The 13,918-nt window shown below is 72.8% G+C and carries 19 protein-coding genes and 1 rRNA gene; 11 read left to right on the forward strand and 9 right to left on the reverse strand.

Translation table 11 applies throughout. The features are described 5' to 3' along the window. Window positions 1-83 (forward strand): 5S ribosomal RNA (gene rrf, locus ACGFSC_RS39215); the annotation flags it as partial. A 133-nt stretch (window positions 84-216) separates the two neighbouring features. Here the strand turns inward: rrf and ACGFSC_RS39220 are convergent. Further along, entirely contained in the window at window positions 217-417 is a 201-nt protein-coding gene (locus tag ACGFSC_RS39220; RefSeq protein ID WP_359899878.1) for a DUF397 domain-containing protein, read from the reverse strand. A gap of 12 nt (window positions 418-429) precedes the next feature. Continuing rightward, window positions 430-1,311, reverse strand: coding sequence for a helix-turn-helix transcriptional regulator (locus tag ACGFSC_RS39225; RefSeq protein ID WP_359899876.1), 882 nt, complete (start codon window positions 1,309-1,311; stop codon window positions 430-432). A gap of 182 nt (window positions 1,312-1,493) precedes the next feature. Between ACGFSC_RS39225 and ACGFSC_RS39230 the strand changes: the two genes are divergently transcribed. From ACGFSC_RS39230 to ACGFSC_RS39255, 6 genes are all read left to right on the forward strand, one after another. Beyond that, a complete protein-coding gene (locus ACGFSC_RS39230; RefSeq protein ID WP_359899874.1) occupies window positions 1,494-1,859 on the forward strand; it encodes an ATP-binding protein in 366 nt (121 codons plus the stop codon). Further along, a complete protein-coding gene (locus tag ACGFSC_RS39235) occupies window positions 1,856-2,107 on the forward strand; it encodes a hypothetical protein (RefSeq protein WP_359899872.1) in 252 nt (83 codons plus the stop codon). The genes ACGFSC_RS39230 and ACGFSC_RS39235 overlap by 4 nt, the downstream gene beginning before the upstream one ends. Window positions 2,108-2,151: 44 nt before the next feature. Then, window positions 2,152-2,484 (forward strand): hypothetical protein, encoded by a 333-nt coding sequence (locus ACGFSC_RS39240; RefSeq protein ID WP_359899870.1) that lies wholly within the window; start codon window positions 2,152-2,154, stop codon window positions 2,482-2,484. Window positions 2,485-2,527: 43 nt separating this feature from the next. Then, complete coding sequence (locus ACGFSC_RS39245) at window positions 2,528-3,484, forward strand: GNAT family N-acetyltransferase (RefSeq protein WP_359899868.1); 957 nt, start codon at window positions 2,528-2,530, stop codon at window positions 3,482-3,484. 156 nt (window positions 3,485-3,640) lie between these two features. Next, window positions 3,641-3,976, forward strand: coding sequence for an antibiotic biosynthesis monooxygenase family protein (locus ACGFSC_RS39250; RefSeq protein WP_380354016.1), 336 nt, complete (start codon window positions 3,641-3,643; stop codon window positions 3,974-3,976). 65 nt (window positions 3,977-4,041) lie between these two features. Beyond that, window positions 4,042-4,299, forward strand: a complete 258-nt coding sequence (locus ACGFSC_RS39255; protein WP_359899864.1) for a hypothetical protein — start codon at window positions 4,042-4,044, stop codon at window positions 4,297-4,299. 134 nt (window positions 4,300-4,433) lie between these two features. Here ACGFSC_RS39255 and ACGFSC_RS39260 read toward each other — a convergent pair whose 3' ends face one another. Next, window positions 4,434-5,105 (reverse strand): DsbA family oxidoreductase, encoded by a 672-nt coding sequence (locus tag ACGFSC_RS39260; RefSeq protein ID WP_359899862.1) that lies wholly within the window; start codon window positions 5,103-5,105, stop codon window positions 4,434-4,436. Between the two features lie 120 nt (window positions 5,106-5,225). Then, window positions 5,226-6,572 carry a tetratricopeptide repeat protein gene (locus ACGFSC_RS39265; RefSeq protein WP_359899860.1) on the reverse strand — a complete coding sequence of 449 codons (1,347 nt, stop codon included), beginning with the start codon at window positions 6,570-6,572 and terminating at the stop codon, window positions 5,226-5,228. A 51-nt stretch (window positions 6,573-6,623) separates the two neighbouring features. Between ACGFSC_RS39265 and ACGFSC_RS39270 the strand changes: the two genes are divergently transcribed. Beyond that, entirely contained in the window at window positions 6,624-7,493 is an 870-nt protein-coding gene (locus ACGFSC_RS39270; RefSeq protein WP_359899858.1) for a hypothetical protein, read from the forward strand. On the opposite strand, the gene ACGFSC_RS39275 is transcribed toward ACGFSC_RS39270, so the two are convergent. Beyond that, complete coding sequence (locus tag ACGFSC_RS39275; RefSeq protein WP_359899856.1) at window positions 7,463-7,912, reverse strand: MerR family transcriptional regulator; 450 nt, start codon at window positions 7,910-7,912, stop codon at window positions 7,463-7,465. The two genes, ACGFSC_RS39270 and ACGFSC_RS39275, sit on opposite strands and share 31 nt — an antisense overlap. Before the next feature lie 70 nt (window positions 7,913-7,982). Here ACGFSC_RS39275 and ACGFSC_RS39280 point away from each other — a divergent pair, with 70 nt between their 5' ends. Beyond that, window positions 7,983-8,972, forward strand: a complete 990-nt coding sequence (locus tag ACGFSC_RS39280; protein WP_359899854.1) for an SDR family NAD(P)-dependent oxidoreductase — start codon at window positions 7,983-7,985, stop codon at window positions 8,970-8,972. A 19-nt stretch (window positions 8,973-8,991) separates the two neighbouring features. Here ACGFSC_RS39280 and ACGFSC_RS39285 read toward each other — a convergent pair whose 3' ends face one another. Next, on the reverse strand, window positions 8,992-9,219 hold the full coding sequence (locus tag ACGFSC_RS39285) for a hypothetical protein (RefSeq protein WP_359899852.1): 228 nt from the start codon (window positions 9,217-9,219) through the stop codon (window positions 8,992-8,994). A gap of 133 nt (window positions 9,220-9,352) precedes the next feature. Continuing rightward, window positions 9,353-10,069: a chitinase gene (locus ACGFSC_RS39290; protein WP_359899850.1), complete on the reverse strand. Its 717-nt coding sequence runs from the start codon at window positions 10,067-10,069 to the stop codon at window positions 9,353-9,355. A 236-nt stretch (window positions 10,070-10,305) separates the two neighbouring features. Here ACGFSC_RS39290 and ACGFSC_RS39295 point away from each other — a divergent pair, with 236 nt between their 5' ends. Then, on the forward strand, window positions 10,306-12,279 hold the full coding sequence (locus ACGFSC_RS39295; RefSeq protein ID WP_359899848.1) for a tetratricopeptide repeat protein: 1,974 nt from the start codon (window positions 10,306-10,308) through the stop codon (window positions 12,277-12,279). A 74-nt stretch (window positions 12,280-12,353) separates the two neighbouring features. Here the strand turns inward: ACGFSC_RS39295 and ACGFSC_RS39300 are convergent, their stop codons facing one another. Further along, window positions 12,354-12,620 (reverse strand): DUF6011 domain-containing protein, encoded by a 267-nt coding sequence (locus ACGFSC_RS39300; RefSeq protein ID WP_359899846.1) that lies wholly within the window; start codon window positions 12,618-12,620, stop codon window positions 12,354-12,356. A 60-nt stretch (window positions 12,621-12,680) separates the two neighbouring features. On the opposite strand from ACGFSC_RS39300, the gene ACGFSC_RS39305 reads away from it, so the two are divergent. Continuing rightward, window positions 12,681-13,448, forward strand: coding sequence for a TetR/AcrR family transcriptional regulator (locus tag ACGFSC_RS39305; RefSeq protein WP_359899844.1), 768 nt, complete (start codon window positions 12,681-12,683; stop codon window positions 13,446-13,448). On the opposite strand, the gene ACGFSC_RS39310 is transcribed toward ACGFSC_RS39305, so the two are convergent. After that, window positions 13,432-13,833, reverse strand: coding sequence for a helix-turn-helix domain-containing protein (locus ACGFSC_RS39310; protein ID WP_359899842.1), 402 nt, complete (start codon window positions 13,831-13,833; stop codon window positions 13,432-13,434). The genes ACGFSC_RS39305 and ACGFSC_RS39310 overlap by 17 nt on opposite strands. Window positions 13,834-13,918: the final 85 nt, after the last annotated feature.

Here is a 13,918-nt window from a genome sequence, read left to right on the forward strand (position 1 = left end):
ACATTCCGAACCCGGAAGCTAAGCCTTACAGCGCCGATGGTACTGCAGGGGGGACCCTGTGGGAGAGTAGGACGCCGCCGAACAATTATTCAGAAGAACCCCCATCCGGGATCCGGATGGGGGTTCTTCGCGTTTCCGGGACGGTCGAATGCCTCGGAACAGGGACTGGGATGAGGACCGCCCGCTCGCCGGAGCGGCGAGCGGGCGGGGCCGGGCTCAGACGAGGTGGTCGAACTCGCCGGCCTGGGCGCCGAGGAGAAAGGCGCGGAGCTTGGTGGTCGTGGTGGTCAGGACGACGGAGGGGTCGTCCGATTCGCGAACGTGGCGGAGATCGTCGGTGCCATGGGCTAGTTCCAGACAGGAATTGCCGGCATCGCCGCCACTGAACGATGACTTCTGCCAGGAGAATCCAGCCATCCGAGGTGCCTCTCAGGTATGTAGGGTGTAGAGGAGATGTTGAAGAATTCCCCAGGAGTTTCGCGAGCTGGTCGGCGCCGTTGCATCGACGGCTGGCAGTGAGATCTCGCTCAACTGTTGGAACTTCCATCCGTACGCCGCAATGGTCTCAGGGGAGCCATGGTGCTCGGCGCGCCCGGGCACATCCAGCAGGATGGTTGCGAGGTCAACGCATCCGGGGTCGCACAGTACGAAGGGGCCTGATTGGGGAGGCTTCCTCGTAGCCGTGAAGGGGAGGACCTGGATGGTGATGTTGGGGCGTTCGGCCAGGCTGACCAGGTGGTCCAGCTGAGCCCTCATGACTTCTACGCCAGGGAAGAGCATCCGCAGGGCCGCTTCATGGATGACGAATCGAAACTGCCGTTGCTCTTCGTTCTCCAGGATGCGCTGGCGATCTATGCGGAACTGGATGGCTGTCGCCAGATCCCAGCGCCCGTTGCGGTAGGCGTCCTTGTAGATGGCCTCGGCGTATTCGGGTAGTTGGAGCAGCCCGGGAATGTACAGGGTCTCGAAGTTGTCCAGACGGGCAGTTCGGTCTTCGAGCTCGGCGAGATCGAGCGATAGGTCGGGAACCTGGCCCTTGTACTTGCTCCACCAACCCTTGCCGCTGCTGGCTCCAAGAGCGTGTAGCAGCCCGGCGTAGGTCTCATCCGTGCACCCATAGCCACCGAGCAAGACCGAGAGTCGCTCCGGGTCGAGTGCCGTTCGAGCCGCCTCGATGTGACTGAGCTGTGGGCCTGCGATGCCGATGAGGGCGCCGGCGTCCTTGACTGCCAGGCCCGCAGCCTCGCGCAACCTCCTCAGCTCAGCGCCGAACCGCCGCTGTCGCTCGCTGATTTGGGTCCTGAGTGCCAAGGGGGATTCCTTCCGTGTCGGGCCAGTCTCCACCCACACGAGTGAGCTTAGCCAAGTTGGGCGAGGTATCTCGGCGATCTGGTTGCACGCGTAACACCTATAGCCCTACTCTCAGTGTTGCACCGATCACATGACGGAGTGTCTACTTCGTCGATTCCCCTCTTCCTCCCCTGGGGTGTCTCATGCGTGCTTGCAACCTTCCCGACTGGTCCAGCGCTCGTACCGAGCTCTCCGACCTGCTCACCTCCGCGGGGTGGCGACCGTCCGTCATCTCCGACGCCGAACTCGCCCTCCATGAAGTCTTCGTCAACGCCTGGCGGCACGGGGGCACCCTTGCACCCGTGGTCGTGCTGGCCCTCGCCGATCACCGCCTCCGGGTCTCGGTCGCCGACAACAGCCCGGTCCTCCCGGAGCCCCGCCTCCCCGATGACCTGCTCTCCCTCTCCGGCCGGGGCCTCTTCCTCGTCCAGGCCCTCACCCACCGCTTCGGCGCCGAGCCACGCAAGCAGGGCAAGGTCGTCTGGTTCGAACTGGAGGCCTCCGCGTGAACCGCCGCCGCTACCCCATGCAGCCCACCGACCCCCGCATCCGGGCCTACACCGAGGACCAGGTCCGCAGCCTCCTCGGTGAACTCCAGGAGCGTGGCCGCGAGTTCGGCCTGGTCTTCCCGTCGGCCGGCACGGGCAGGACCCTGGACGGCCGGGTCCTCGTCCGCTTCAACGCGGCCCCCGCCTCCACTCTCTTCAACCTCCTCACGCTCCTCTTCGACGTCGGCCACGACCGCGATCGCCGGTGACCTCCGCGCGCAACCTTGCAAAGCCCGACGAACAGGAGCCCCCCATGTGCGTCCCCGACCCCGCCGCCAGCCCCGCCGCCGACCCCGACGTCGTCAACGCCCTCGCTGCCGCCAACTACGCCGTGGCCGCCGCCTTCAACACGGTCTTCGGCGTCGCCGTCGCCCCGCCCGTCCCCGACGACTTCGACTGGCCCAAGCTCGAAGACTTCGTCCACCACCTGGGCTTCGCCGCCGACGACTCCGACACCGCTCTCAATCTCTACCGTCTGCTCTTCGCCGTCCAGCGCGTCGCCTACCGCGAGGCCGCCGGCCGTAACTCCCCCTGGCTGGCCACCCGTCTGAACCCCCGCGCCGACGCGATCCCCGGCCCGCGGTAGGCGGTGGCGCGGGGGCATCGGTCCGGACTGGCAGCATGTCCCCATGGAAGCAGTGGACCTGGGCGAGTTCGTCGTGCGGCGCGGCAGGGAGGCCGACGCGGACGCGTTGGTCGGTATCGACTCGGTCGCGCTCGAAGGCGACGAGGACCGGGCGGCGAGCATCCGCAGGTGGTGCCGGCAGGGCCCGATCAGCCCGCTGTTCGTGGCGGAAGGCGCGACCGGCCCGCTCGGCTACTGCGTCGTCGAGTACACGTTCTTCGAGCAGGGCTTCGTCACGATGCTGATGGTCGGACCGTCCGCTCGGGGCACCGGCGTCGGCCGCCGGCTGCTGGACGCCGTGGCGGCCTCCTGCGAGACCCCGAAGCTGTTCACCTCGACCAATGTCTCCAACCATCCGATGCGGCGACTGCTGCAGCGGGCCGGGTGGCGGCCGGTCGGCCTTCTCCACGGCCTCGACGAGGGCGACCCGGAACTGTTCTACCTCCACCGACCGCGGAGCGGCACGGCCGGATCTCCGTCGCAGAGCGGATTGCGACCCGGCCGGGTGGACGAGTTCACGGCGCGTCTCGACAGCGCCTGGGAGTGGTGGCAGGCCGCCATCGAGGACGCCCAGGAGGGCCGCTGGGTCCGCACCGCCCTCGAACGGCAGGTGATGGACGACCTCGCCGCCGCGACCGTCGGACTCGGATACCTGGACCCGTCCGTCGAGCTGCCCCTGCGCAACCGGCTCTGCCGGATCGCCACCTGGGCGGGCGCGCTCCGGCTCGCCGCCGGGGCGGGCGGCTGGGACCTCGTCCCGGTCACCGGAGTGGTCCCACCCCGCCCTGCGGGGATGGCCGAACTGCTTTCCGCCGTCCACGCGGTGGGCGAGCAGGGCGAGGCCTGGCTGCGGCGGCTCTCCGCTGACGGACCGCCACCGCTTCGCGCGGTCAACGGGTTCGAGGCGTTCCTCTTCGGCCCGGGCTCGGTCGAGGACCTCCGCCAGTTCTTCTACGACTAGGACCCGCACCGGCCGGCGTGCGCCCCGGTGTTCCTCGTCGGAGGGACCCGAGCGGCTTGGCAAAGATCTGGATCCCTTGTGGATCCCGTTCGGCAAAGACGCTGGTACGCCGGGCGGGTCCCGCCCTACGGTGACGCCGTGAGCAATGATGCGAATGTGACTGCGGTGCCCGTCGAGGCCTTTGAAACCCCCTACTACGCGGCGGTCTTCACCGCGGTGTCGACCCAGGAGCGGGCCGGCTACAGCGAGACCAACGACCGCATGGAAGACCTGGTGAAGGACATCCCGGGGTACCTGGGGATGGACCACGCGCAGACTCCCGGCGGGCTGTCCATCACCGTCGGGTACTTCCGTGACGCCGACGCCCTCACGGAGTGGCGGACCAACGCCGAGCACCGCGCGGCGCAGAAGCGCGGGCGGGCCGAGTGGTACGAGCGCTACACGCTGCACGTGGCGAAGGTGGAGCGGAGCCACGGGTTCGTGCGGGAGTAGCTCCCCGGAGCCCGGCCGCAGTCGTCGGGTCCGGGACGGCGGGGCGAGGCCCATAACCTGGTGGTATGACGACTCCCTGGCCCGACGAGGCCACGTTCGCCCGCGGTGAGCGGGTGGCACTGACCACCCCGGACCCGCCGCGGCCCGAACTCGGCCACCTGGGCGGCGAGATCCTCGGCACCCGGGGCGTGGTCGTCGAATGCGTCGTCGAGGCCGATGACCGCGACGGTGGCCACGTCGGGCCCGTGTACCAGGTCGATACCGAGGACGGCCTTCCTTGGCGGCTGCGGCCGGAGTTCCTGAGGTCCCTCGACCGCGGGTAGTCCTTCGTCAGGTCGGTCCGTCCCCGGGACCGTAACCGCGGACGAACGGCATCGTGCCCGCCGGTACGGCGTTCGGGATCACCTGGAGGCCGGCCCGCCGGAGCGGCCGGGCCGACCTCCCGCTCCGCGGCTGCTCAGTCCTTGGGCACGAGCGGCGTCAGCGGCAGGGCGACCCGGCTCTCCCAGGCCTGCTCCAGCGCCCGGCAGAACGTCTCCGCGGGCTGAGCGCCCGAGACGCCCAGCCGCCGGTCCAGGACGAAGAACGGCACGCCCGTCGCCCCCATGGCGCTCGCCGTGGCCTCGTCCTCGCGCACCGCCTCCGCGTACGCCTCCGGGTCGGCCAGGACCGCCGCGGCCGCCTCGCCGTCCAGCCCCGCGTCGACCGCCAGCTCGACCAGCCGGCCCGCCTCGAAGGCCGACCGCTCCTCGGCGAAGTTCGCCCGGTACAGCGCGTCCAGCAGCTGCCCCTGCCGGCCGTGCTCCTCGGCGAAGTGCAGCAGACGGTGCATGTCGAAGGAGTTCGCCGCGTCACGCCCCTCGCGCAGGTACGGCAGGCCCTCGGCGTGCGCGTTCTCGGCGATCCGGGCCTCCGCCGCCTCGGCCTGCTCCAGGCTCATCCCGTACTTGGCGGCGAGCAGCGGCAGCACCGGACGGGCCTCGTGCGGCGCCCGCGGGTCCAGCTCGAAGGAGCGGTGGACGACCTCCACCTCCTCGCGGTGCGGGAACGCCGCCAGCGCCTGCTCGAACCGGGCCTTGCCGATGTAGCACCACGGGCAGTTGATGTCGCTCCAGATCTCCACGCGCACGGCGCCGCACTCCTTCCAGCTCGCGCGGACCTCCCGCGCCTGCTCCTGCCGGAACGCCTCCGTCCACCTGGATATTTCTCTCACTGAAATATCCAGGTCGGTCGGCGGCGGCCTCCTGTCTCAGCGCCGATCCCAGGCCTCGCGCTGGGCGGACACCGTGGGGACGGCGGCGACGGCCTCGGCGTAGCGGCCCTTCCTGCTCAGGATCTCGGCAACCGCTCGGTGGGCCCCGTGCTCGGTGGACGACCGGAGCAGGTCGAGGGCCTCGTCCGCCCGGCCGTCCTGATCCAGCAGCCAGGCCAGCGTGGTGTCCCACTGGCCGGGCTCCCGCTCGCTCAGGGCCCGCGCCTCCGCGATGCCCTCGGCACGGCGCCCGGCCTTCGCGAGCAGGCGCAGCCGGGTGTAGCGCAGGACATCGGAATGCGCGCCGACGTACGCGGTGCCGAGGCCGTCGACGAGCTCCAGCGCCCGCTCCGGGCGGCCCGCCTTGATCAGCAGTTCGATCGCCTCGTGGAGGAGGTTTCCCCTGGCACGCTCGTACGTGGGCCGTCCGACGTCGACGGCCTCGTCGAGGCGTCCCTGGCGGGCCAGGAAGGCCATGAGGCGCCGACGGGCGTGCCGGCCGTTCGCTTCGACGGCCTCGTGCAGGACGGCTTCGGCCTCCTGGACCCGCCCCTGCTCCTCCAGCGCCTCCGCGCACCGGTTCCGGGTGAGCCGCGCGTGCTCGCCGGCGGCCAGCTCGCGGAGCCGGTCGATCCGGCCCTGGCCGGCGAGGAGGTCCGCGTACAGCCAGGCGATGCGCGGGACGACGGGCAGGACCGGGCCCAGCAGCCGGATCGCCTCGTCCGCCCGGCCCATGCGCTCCAGGGCTCGCCCGTACAGCGCCAGCACCTCCGACGGCTGGTGCCGGCACTCGCGCCGACCCCCGGCCGCGGAGCACCGGCAGTCCGCCGTGCCGCCCAGGGCCCGCTCGGCGCACGGGGCGAGCAGCTCCAGGACGCGGGCGTCACGGTTCTGCCCCCTGGTCAGATCGACCAGTGACTCCAGGATCCAGGGCTCCCCGAGGTGGGGCGTGAGCACCTCGATGGCCTCGTCCACCCGCCCGGCCTCCACCAGTGCCTCCGCGAACCAGTGGCAGTCGTGCGCCGACTTCAGGCCGGCCGCGTCCGGACGCACCAGCGCCAGCCCCTCCTCGATCCGGCCCTGCTGGACCATGATCGTGGCGGACTCCCGTACGGCGAACGGCCAGCCGACCGCGACGAACGGCTCCAGGACCGTCAGGGCCCGTTCGAACTCCCCCACCGCGCACAGCTCACCGACCGCCACCTCGGCGCAGAACCACTCACCGCGGTCCCGGGCGGTCTCGATCAGCAGATCCAACTGCCCCTGGCTGGCCAGGTATTCCGCCATGGCGGGCTCTATCCCGCCGTCGAACTGCCGTTGCCAGGCGAGATCGTCGAGATTCACCGGGCCAGGCTATGGGACGGGGCCGACATCCTGCCCGGAGATAATCGGCGGATGTCCGAAGCCTTCGTTGACCTGGGATTTGTCACGGCGCCCTCCGGGGTGGTGGTGCTGGCGATGGCCAGCTGGATCGACGAGTGGCCGAGGGTGGGAGAGCCGCTGTCGGTGCGGGCCGCGGCTGCGGCGGAGGCGGGTGGCGGGCACCTCCAGGAGTGGGAGTACGAGGCGGTCGCCGTTCCGGCCGCCGCCGACCGGCCGCTGGCGGTGCGGGCCACCACGGAGCCTTCGGCCTTCGACGAGGAGCCGACGATCGCGACGCTGGAGATCGCCCTCGGCCTGCCCTGGCCCGCGGCCGCGGACCCGGCGGTGCCGGTGCTGCTCGGGGACCTGCCGGTCGACCGGGGCGGCATGGCGGTCGGCGACGCCGTGGGGCTGGACGCCTGGACGGGGCTGGAGCACGAACCGGCCGACGGACTCGCCGACCTCTCCTTCTGGGGCCGGTACGGGAAGGACGCCCACGAGCGGTTCGGCGGCGAGCCGCTCTCCCCGCACGGCGGGGAGGACGGGCCGTACGGGTGGCTCGACCTCCCGGTCGCGGAGGCCGTCGCGCGGGAGGTCGAGATCAGCACCTGGCAGGGCGGCCTGCGCGGCAGGGGAGTGGCCACCATGGTGGAGAAGCACGTCGACTACCTCCGCTTCCGGCGGGCCGGCCTGCACCACCCGCTGCACGTGGGCGCGATCGAGGTCGGCGGCTGCCAGGTGCTCGGGATCGACTGGGACCCGGGCGACCACGCCGTCCGGCACCACGGTGGGCGGGACTGCGGCCAGGTCTTCCCGGTCACCCTCGAAGCCGACGGGGCCGGCGGCACGGTCCTGCGCTGGACCATCCCGCCCTACGACCTCGACGAGAGCGAGGACGACTGACCGGGAGCCGCCGGAGAGCCCGCCGTCGGGTCCCAGAGCCCGGCGGCCTCGCCGCGCTCCAGGTGGTCGGCGTAGACGGCGGTCTTCCAGGCGATCAGCGAGCGGCACTCCTCCAGCTCCCGGATCCGCTCGTCGACCCGTTGCCGGTGGGCGTCGAGCAGTCGCAGCCGTTCGGCCTCGTTGCCCGGCCCCTGCCGCACCAGGTCGGCGAAGCGGCGGAGGTCGGCGAGCGGCATGCCGGACTCGCGCAGCCTGATGCAGATCTCCAGCCACTGCACGTCGAGCACGGCGTACCGCCGGCGTCCGCCCGCCGTGCGCCGCACCGGGCCGACCAGCAGGCCCTCGCGCTCGTAGAAGCGCAGGGCGTGCACGCTGAGCCCGGTGCGCTCGGCCACTTCGCCGATGCTGAGTTCCGTCATGGCGTCAGAGCATAGGAGCGGACCCGCGGGGCTTGATCTAGACCGCGCTCCACTTCCTACCGTCGTCGCCATGACCACCACCAGCAAGGCCACCGCCGGCCGGCAGCAGCCGACCGGCTCGCCCTTCTCCGCCGCCGCCACCGCCGAGGACGTCCTGGCGGGCCTCGACCTCTCCGGCCGCACCGCCGTCGTGACCGGCGGCTACTCCGGCCTCGGCCTGGAGACCACCCGGGCGCTGACCGCCGCCGGGGCCACCGTGATCGTTCCGGCCCGCCGCCCGGACGTCGCCCGTGCCGCACTCGCCGGAACCGGCGGCCGGGTCGTCCCCATGGACCTCGCCGACCCCGTGAGCGTCCGTGCCGCCGCCGGGCTGATCCGCGAGGCCGCGGACCGCCTCGACCTGCTGCTGGCCGTCGCCGGCGTCATGGCCACCCCCGAGAGGCGCGTCGGGCCGGGCTGGGAGGGGCAGTTCGCCACCAACCACCTGGGACACTTCCTCCTCGCCTGCGAGCTGTACCCGCTGCTGGCCGCCGCCCCGGACGGCGCGCGCGTCGTCGTCAACAGCTCCGCCGGGCACGCCCTGACCGACATCCGCCGGCACGATCCGCACTTCCGCACCGGCTACGACAAGTGGCTGGCGTACGGCCAGTCCAAGACCGCCAACTCCCTGTTCGCCGTGCACCTCGACGCGCTCGGCCGGGAAGACGGCGTTCGGGCGTTCGCGCTCCACCCCGGGAAGATCATCACCGGGCTCCAGCGGGAGATGACCCGGCGGGAGCAGGTCGAGCGCGGCTGGGTGGACGACCGGGGCAACGTGATCGGCGCGGACTTCAAGTCCCCTTCCCAGGGCGCGGCCACCGGCCTGTGGGCGGCCACCTCCCCACTGCTCGACGGCCGCGGCGGGCTCTACCTGGAGGACTGCGAGGTCGCCCGCGTCAGCGGCCCGGACACCCCGATGGACGACGGCGGCGTCCGCCCGTACGCCCTCGACCCGGACGGGGCGGCCCGCCTCTGGGAGCTCTCGCTGGCCGCGACCGGCGCCACCCCGGTGCCGCGCTGAGGCGCCGGACCGGGCGCCGCTACAGGGACATCCAGCAGTACAGCTGCTCGCCGGCGGCCCGCGCCCGCCGGGCGAGGGCGATCAACTCCTCTGCCAGCGGCAGCAGGTCGGACGGGTCGGCGCCGTCGGCGGCCTTCTCGGAGGAGCCGTCGCCGTCGAGCGGCGGCAGCCCGCCGTCCCCGAGCTCCAGCGCCCGGACGACCGTGGCCGCGTCGGCCGCGCGGAAGTAGTCGGTCAGCACACCCATCGCGGCCGCCCTTTCGTTCGACGTCGGGCGCCAGTGAAGCAGCCGGCACCGACAGGGAGTGGGAAGTCGGTCCGACCGACCTCCCACTCCGCAGGGCCCGCCCCCGCTCCCGGCCCCCGCTCCCGGCGGGCCGTCAGCAGGAGATGTTGCCGCCGCCGACGTCGGTGCCCAGCACGCCGACGAACTGCTTGTAGAGGTTGATCCGGTCGTTGCGCTGGTCCGGGTTCTTGCCGTCGCACTCCAGCGCGCCGTTGATGGTGCGGATGGTCTCGCCGAAGCCCTTGTTGTTGACGACGGCGTCGTGCGCGGTCATCCGCCCGGCGCCGCTCTGGGTGTTCCAGAACCAGAGGGCGGTCTTCCAGGACGTCGCCGGGTTCTTCTCGACCTGGTACGGGTCGTGCAGCAGGTCGATGTGCAGGGCGTCGCCGGCCGCCTTGTAGTTGAAGTTCCAGCTCAGCTGGAGCGGCCCGCGCCCGTAGTACGCGGACTGCCCGGCCGGACAGCCGTACGACTGCGAACTGTCGCAGTAGTGCGGGTAGTTGGCGGTGTTCTGTTCGACGACGTACCGCAGGCCGCCGGTTTCGTGGCTGACGTTGGCCAGGAAGGCGGCGGCTTCGCGCTTGCGGGTGGCGGTGTCGCCGGTGGTGGTGAACTTGGGGAAGGCGCCCAGGGCGTCGGTGAGGCCCTGGTAGCTGTAGAAGGAGTTCCGGCTCGGGAACATCTTGTTGAACTGGGCCTCGCTGACCACGAAGGACCCGGCGGCGGAGGCGGGGGCGGTCTGGCCGGCGACGGCGAGGGTGCTCAGCACGGCGGCGGAGGCCGCCAGGGACAGGGTGCGCGAGAGCTTCATCGATCTCCTCGATTCCGGTAGCGGGATTGGCATTTCGCGTGCGAAGAGCCTCCGTCATCCTCGCGGTCGGAAAACGTCAAATATGGCTATCGGAGGTCTAAACCACTCGTACGGGTCGTATCCGGTCCGGTCGCTGGACGCCGCCCGCCGGCGGGGGCCCACCGGGCTGTCGGTCGCACCGGATAGCCTCCTTCCGAGCGGGACGGCACCACCGGGGGAACGGGGAGCAGGGGCGAATGAGCGGGCACACCGACGACACGGGCGACGACCGCCTGGCCGCCGAGGGCGACGTCGCCCTCGCCCGGCTGGCGATCGACTCCGGCGACCTGGCCCACGCCGCCGACCACCTCGGCGACGCGATCCTCGCCGACCCCCAGCTGCCCGAACTGCACGAGGCACTGGCCGAGTTGTGCGCGGCGGCGGGCGGACCGGCCGCGGCCCGCGAGCTGTTCCCGCTGGACGGCCAGGTGTACCTCGGCACGGTGGCCTGCCGGGCCCACGTGGAGGCCGCCGCCGGGGACTGGGACACCGCCGTCGGCCTGCTCGCCTCCGCCGTCCAGCACGAGCCGGCCCGCCCCTGGGCGCACGCCGCCTGGCTCGCCCGCGAGGACCTGCCCGGCCTGGTCGACCCGGACGCCGTCGCCCAGGCGGTGGCCCGCGCCACCGGCGCGCTGCCCGACCCGCTCCCGGCCGAACCGGCCGGAGCCGTACGGCCGTTCCACGACTTCGTACAGGCCGTCCTGGCCCGGCACGAGGACCACGTGTCGCTGCTGGCGATGGCCTCCGGCCTGACCCGCCGGCTCGGCGACACCGACCGCGCCGTCGAACTCGCCGATCGGGCCCACCGGTTGGCCCCCGGCTACCTGACCGCAGTGATGCTCGGCAACGCCCTGCGCTCGGCCGGCCGGCCGGAACGGGCGCTCGCCGTCTGGGAGGCCGAGCTGGCCCGGGTCGCGCCGGACCGCGACGACTCCAGCAGCTACCTCGCCGTCGACGTCGCCGAGCTGTACGGCGCCCTCGGACGCCCCGCCGAAGGCCTGCCCTGGCTCGACCGGGTGCTCGCCGCCGAGCCCGACCACCCCAAGGCGGGCCCGGCCCGGTACGGGCTGCGCCACGCCCTCGACGGCGACCCGGCGCACCTGCTCGGCCTGGCCGACCACCACCGCTCCCACCCCGAGCACGAGTACGCCCAGGAACTGCTGGAACGGCTGAGCCACCGGGAGCCCTGGCTCGGCCTGGTCTCCGGCGCCACCGAGGCCACCGTCAACGTGCTGCACCAGGTGCTCGCCGCCCCCGACACCGGCCGCGACACCGAGATCGACTGCACGGCCTCCACCGTGGAGCCGCCCAGCTCGGTGCTGGCCGTCCGGCTCGCGCTGCCGCGCTCCACCGTCGGCTACCGGGCCGTCGGCGAGCCCGACCCCCGGCTGCCGCTGACCGAACCCACCACCCGGATCTGGGCCTGGGACGGTACCGACCCGCGCCCGGCCGTCGCCCCGCCCGCGCCGCGGAGCGCCGAACTCGTCCGCGCCACCGCCGAGATCTTCTGGCCGACCGTCCCCGCCGCCTACGACCACGCCGTCCGGCTGGCCGGACTGCCGCTGGACGACCTGCTCGGCGTCCTGGTCCACCCGCCCGCGCCGCGCGAGGACGAACTCGGCCGCGCCCTGCTCGCCCACCAGCCCGAACTCTGGGTGCGGGCCGTCCAGGTCTTCGCCTGCCTCGGCATCGCCCACCACCGAACCGACCAGCCCTGGGCCGGCTCCGAGCGCCGCCGGGTGCTGCGCGACCTGCTGCTCGGGCCGGAGGACTGGGTGGTCGAGGCGGCCGGCTTCGCGCTGGTCGCGATCGGCTGGACCCAGCCGCAGACCCGGGCCGACGTCGCCGCACTGCTCCAGCAGCGGCTGCACCACGGCGCCCGGGCCCGCCGCACCCGGGCGGTGACGATCCTCCGCTCGCTGTCCGCGCTGGTGCTCGCCGCGCCCTGGACGTCCGACGAGGACCGCGCGCTCGCCCGGCACCTGATGGAGCAGGAGGACGCCGCCGACGCGGGGGCGGAGGCCGCACCGGAGGCGGCGGACCAGGCCGAGGCGGCGGAGCGCCCGGGGACCGCGGGGCAACCGGAGGCGGCGGAGCGGTCGGAGGCCGAGCGGGCCGCTGGGGAGGAGCCCCGTCCCGGCCGCCTGCGCCGCCTCTTCGGCCGGGGCTGAGGCAGGGGCTGAGACGAGGCCTGAGGCCAGGTCTGAGACGAGGTCTGAGGTGAGGTCTGAGGCCCGGGCCGGCCCTAACCCATCCCCGGCAGCGGTTCCTGGTCGACGTCGTACCGCGCGACCCGCTCCGCCGGGTCCCGGCACTCCGGTCCCAGCCGCAGCATCCGCGACTCGGGGTCGTGCAGCGGCCGGTGGCAGCGGCGGCAGGTCACCCGCGGGCGGAGGGTCTGCGCGGTGTCCGTCCCGGGAAGCGGCTCCGGGCCGGACGCGCCGGACGCGCGGGTCGGACCGGTCGAGCCGGGCAGGCCGGACGAGCCGGGAGGGTTGGTCGGGCTGGTCATGCTGAGACGGTAGCCGCCCACGCCGTCAAGGCCGCTGCCGGTGCGTGAAACGATGGCCCCATGGCGAGCGACCGCAGCAGCGCAGGAGACCCGGCACGCACCCTCGCCCTGCTCTGGGGGCTCACCGCCGAGGAGAAGCCCGGCCGGCGCGGGCCCCGGCAGGCGCGCTCGACCGGTGAGATCGCCACCGTCGCGATCGCCCTCGCCGACGCCGAAGGAGCGGACGCCGTCACCATGCGCCGGGTCGCGCAGGAGCTGGGGCTCTCCCCGATGGCGCTCTACACCTATGTGCCCGGCAAGGCCGAGCTGCTCGACCTGATGCTGGACACCGTCTACGCCACGATGCCCCGCAGCACCCCCGCCGACGAGGGCTGGCGCTCCCGGGTCACCGCCGTCGCGGACGACAACCGGGCGCTGCACCGCGCCCACCCGTGGGTCGCCGCCGTCTCCACCAGCCGTCCGCCGCTGGGGCCCGGCCTGATGGCCAAGTACGAGTACGAGCTGCGTGCCTTCGAGGGCACCGGGCTCTCCGACGTCGACCTGGACGCCGCGCTGACCCACCTGCTCGGCTTCGTCCAGACCTGCGCCCGGATGGCCGCCGACGAGCGCGCCGCCCGGCAGGACAGCGCGATGACCGACGCGCAGTGGTGGGCGGCCAACGCCGGGCTGCTCGCCCGGGTCTTCGACCCCGAGCGCTACCCGGTCGCCGCCCGGGTGGGTGCCGCGGCCGGTGCGGCGCACGGCGGCGCGTACAGCCCGGACCACGCCTACGCCTTCGGTCTGGCCCGGGTCCTGGACGGGCTCGACGCCCTCATCGCGGGGCGGTAGCCCGCCCGTCGTACTCCTGGCGGGCCGTCTCGACCTCCGGCACCCGCCGCTCCGACCAGTGCGCCAGCGCCGCGACCAGCTCCGCCGCCTCCCGCCCCAGCGGGGTGAGGCTGTAGTCGACCCGCGGCGGGATCACCGGGTGGGCCTCGCGCAGCACGAAGCCGTCCCGCTCCAGGGTCTGGAGGGTCTGGGCGAGCATCTTCTCGCTGACCCCGGTGACCTTGCGGCGCAGTTCGCTGAACCGGTAGCCGCGCTCGTTCAGCGCGCCCAGCACCAGCACGCCCCAGCGGCTGGTGACGTGCTCCAGCACGCCCCGGGACGGGCACATCCGGTCGAAGACGTCGGCGGGGGGCAGCCCGCCGGCCTTCAGCTCGCTTACCTTCATATCAGTACCCTACTTTGAAGTGCGTACTTTCGAAAGGTTAGTGCAACCCCTAGGGTGAGTTTCGAGGCCAGAACCCCGCAGCAAC

Source organism: Kitasatospora sp. NPDC048715 (genome assembly GCF_043198905.1).
Classification (GTDB): Bacteria; Actinomycetota; Actinomycetes; order Streptomycetales; family Streptomycetaceae; genus Kitasatospora; species Kitasatospora lactacystinica.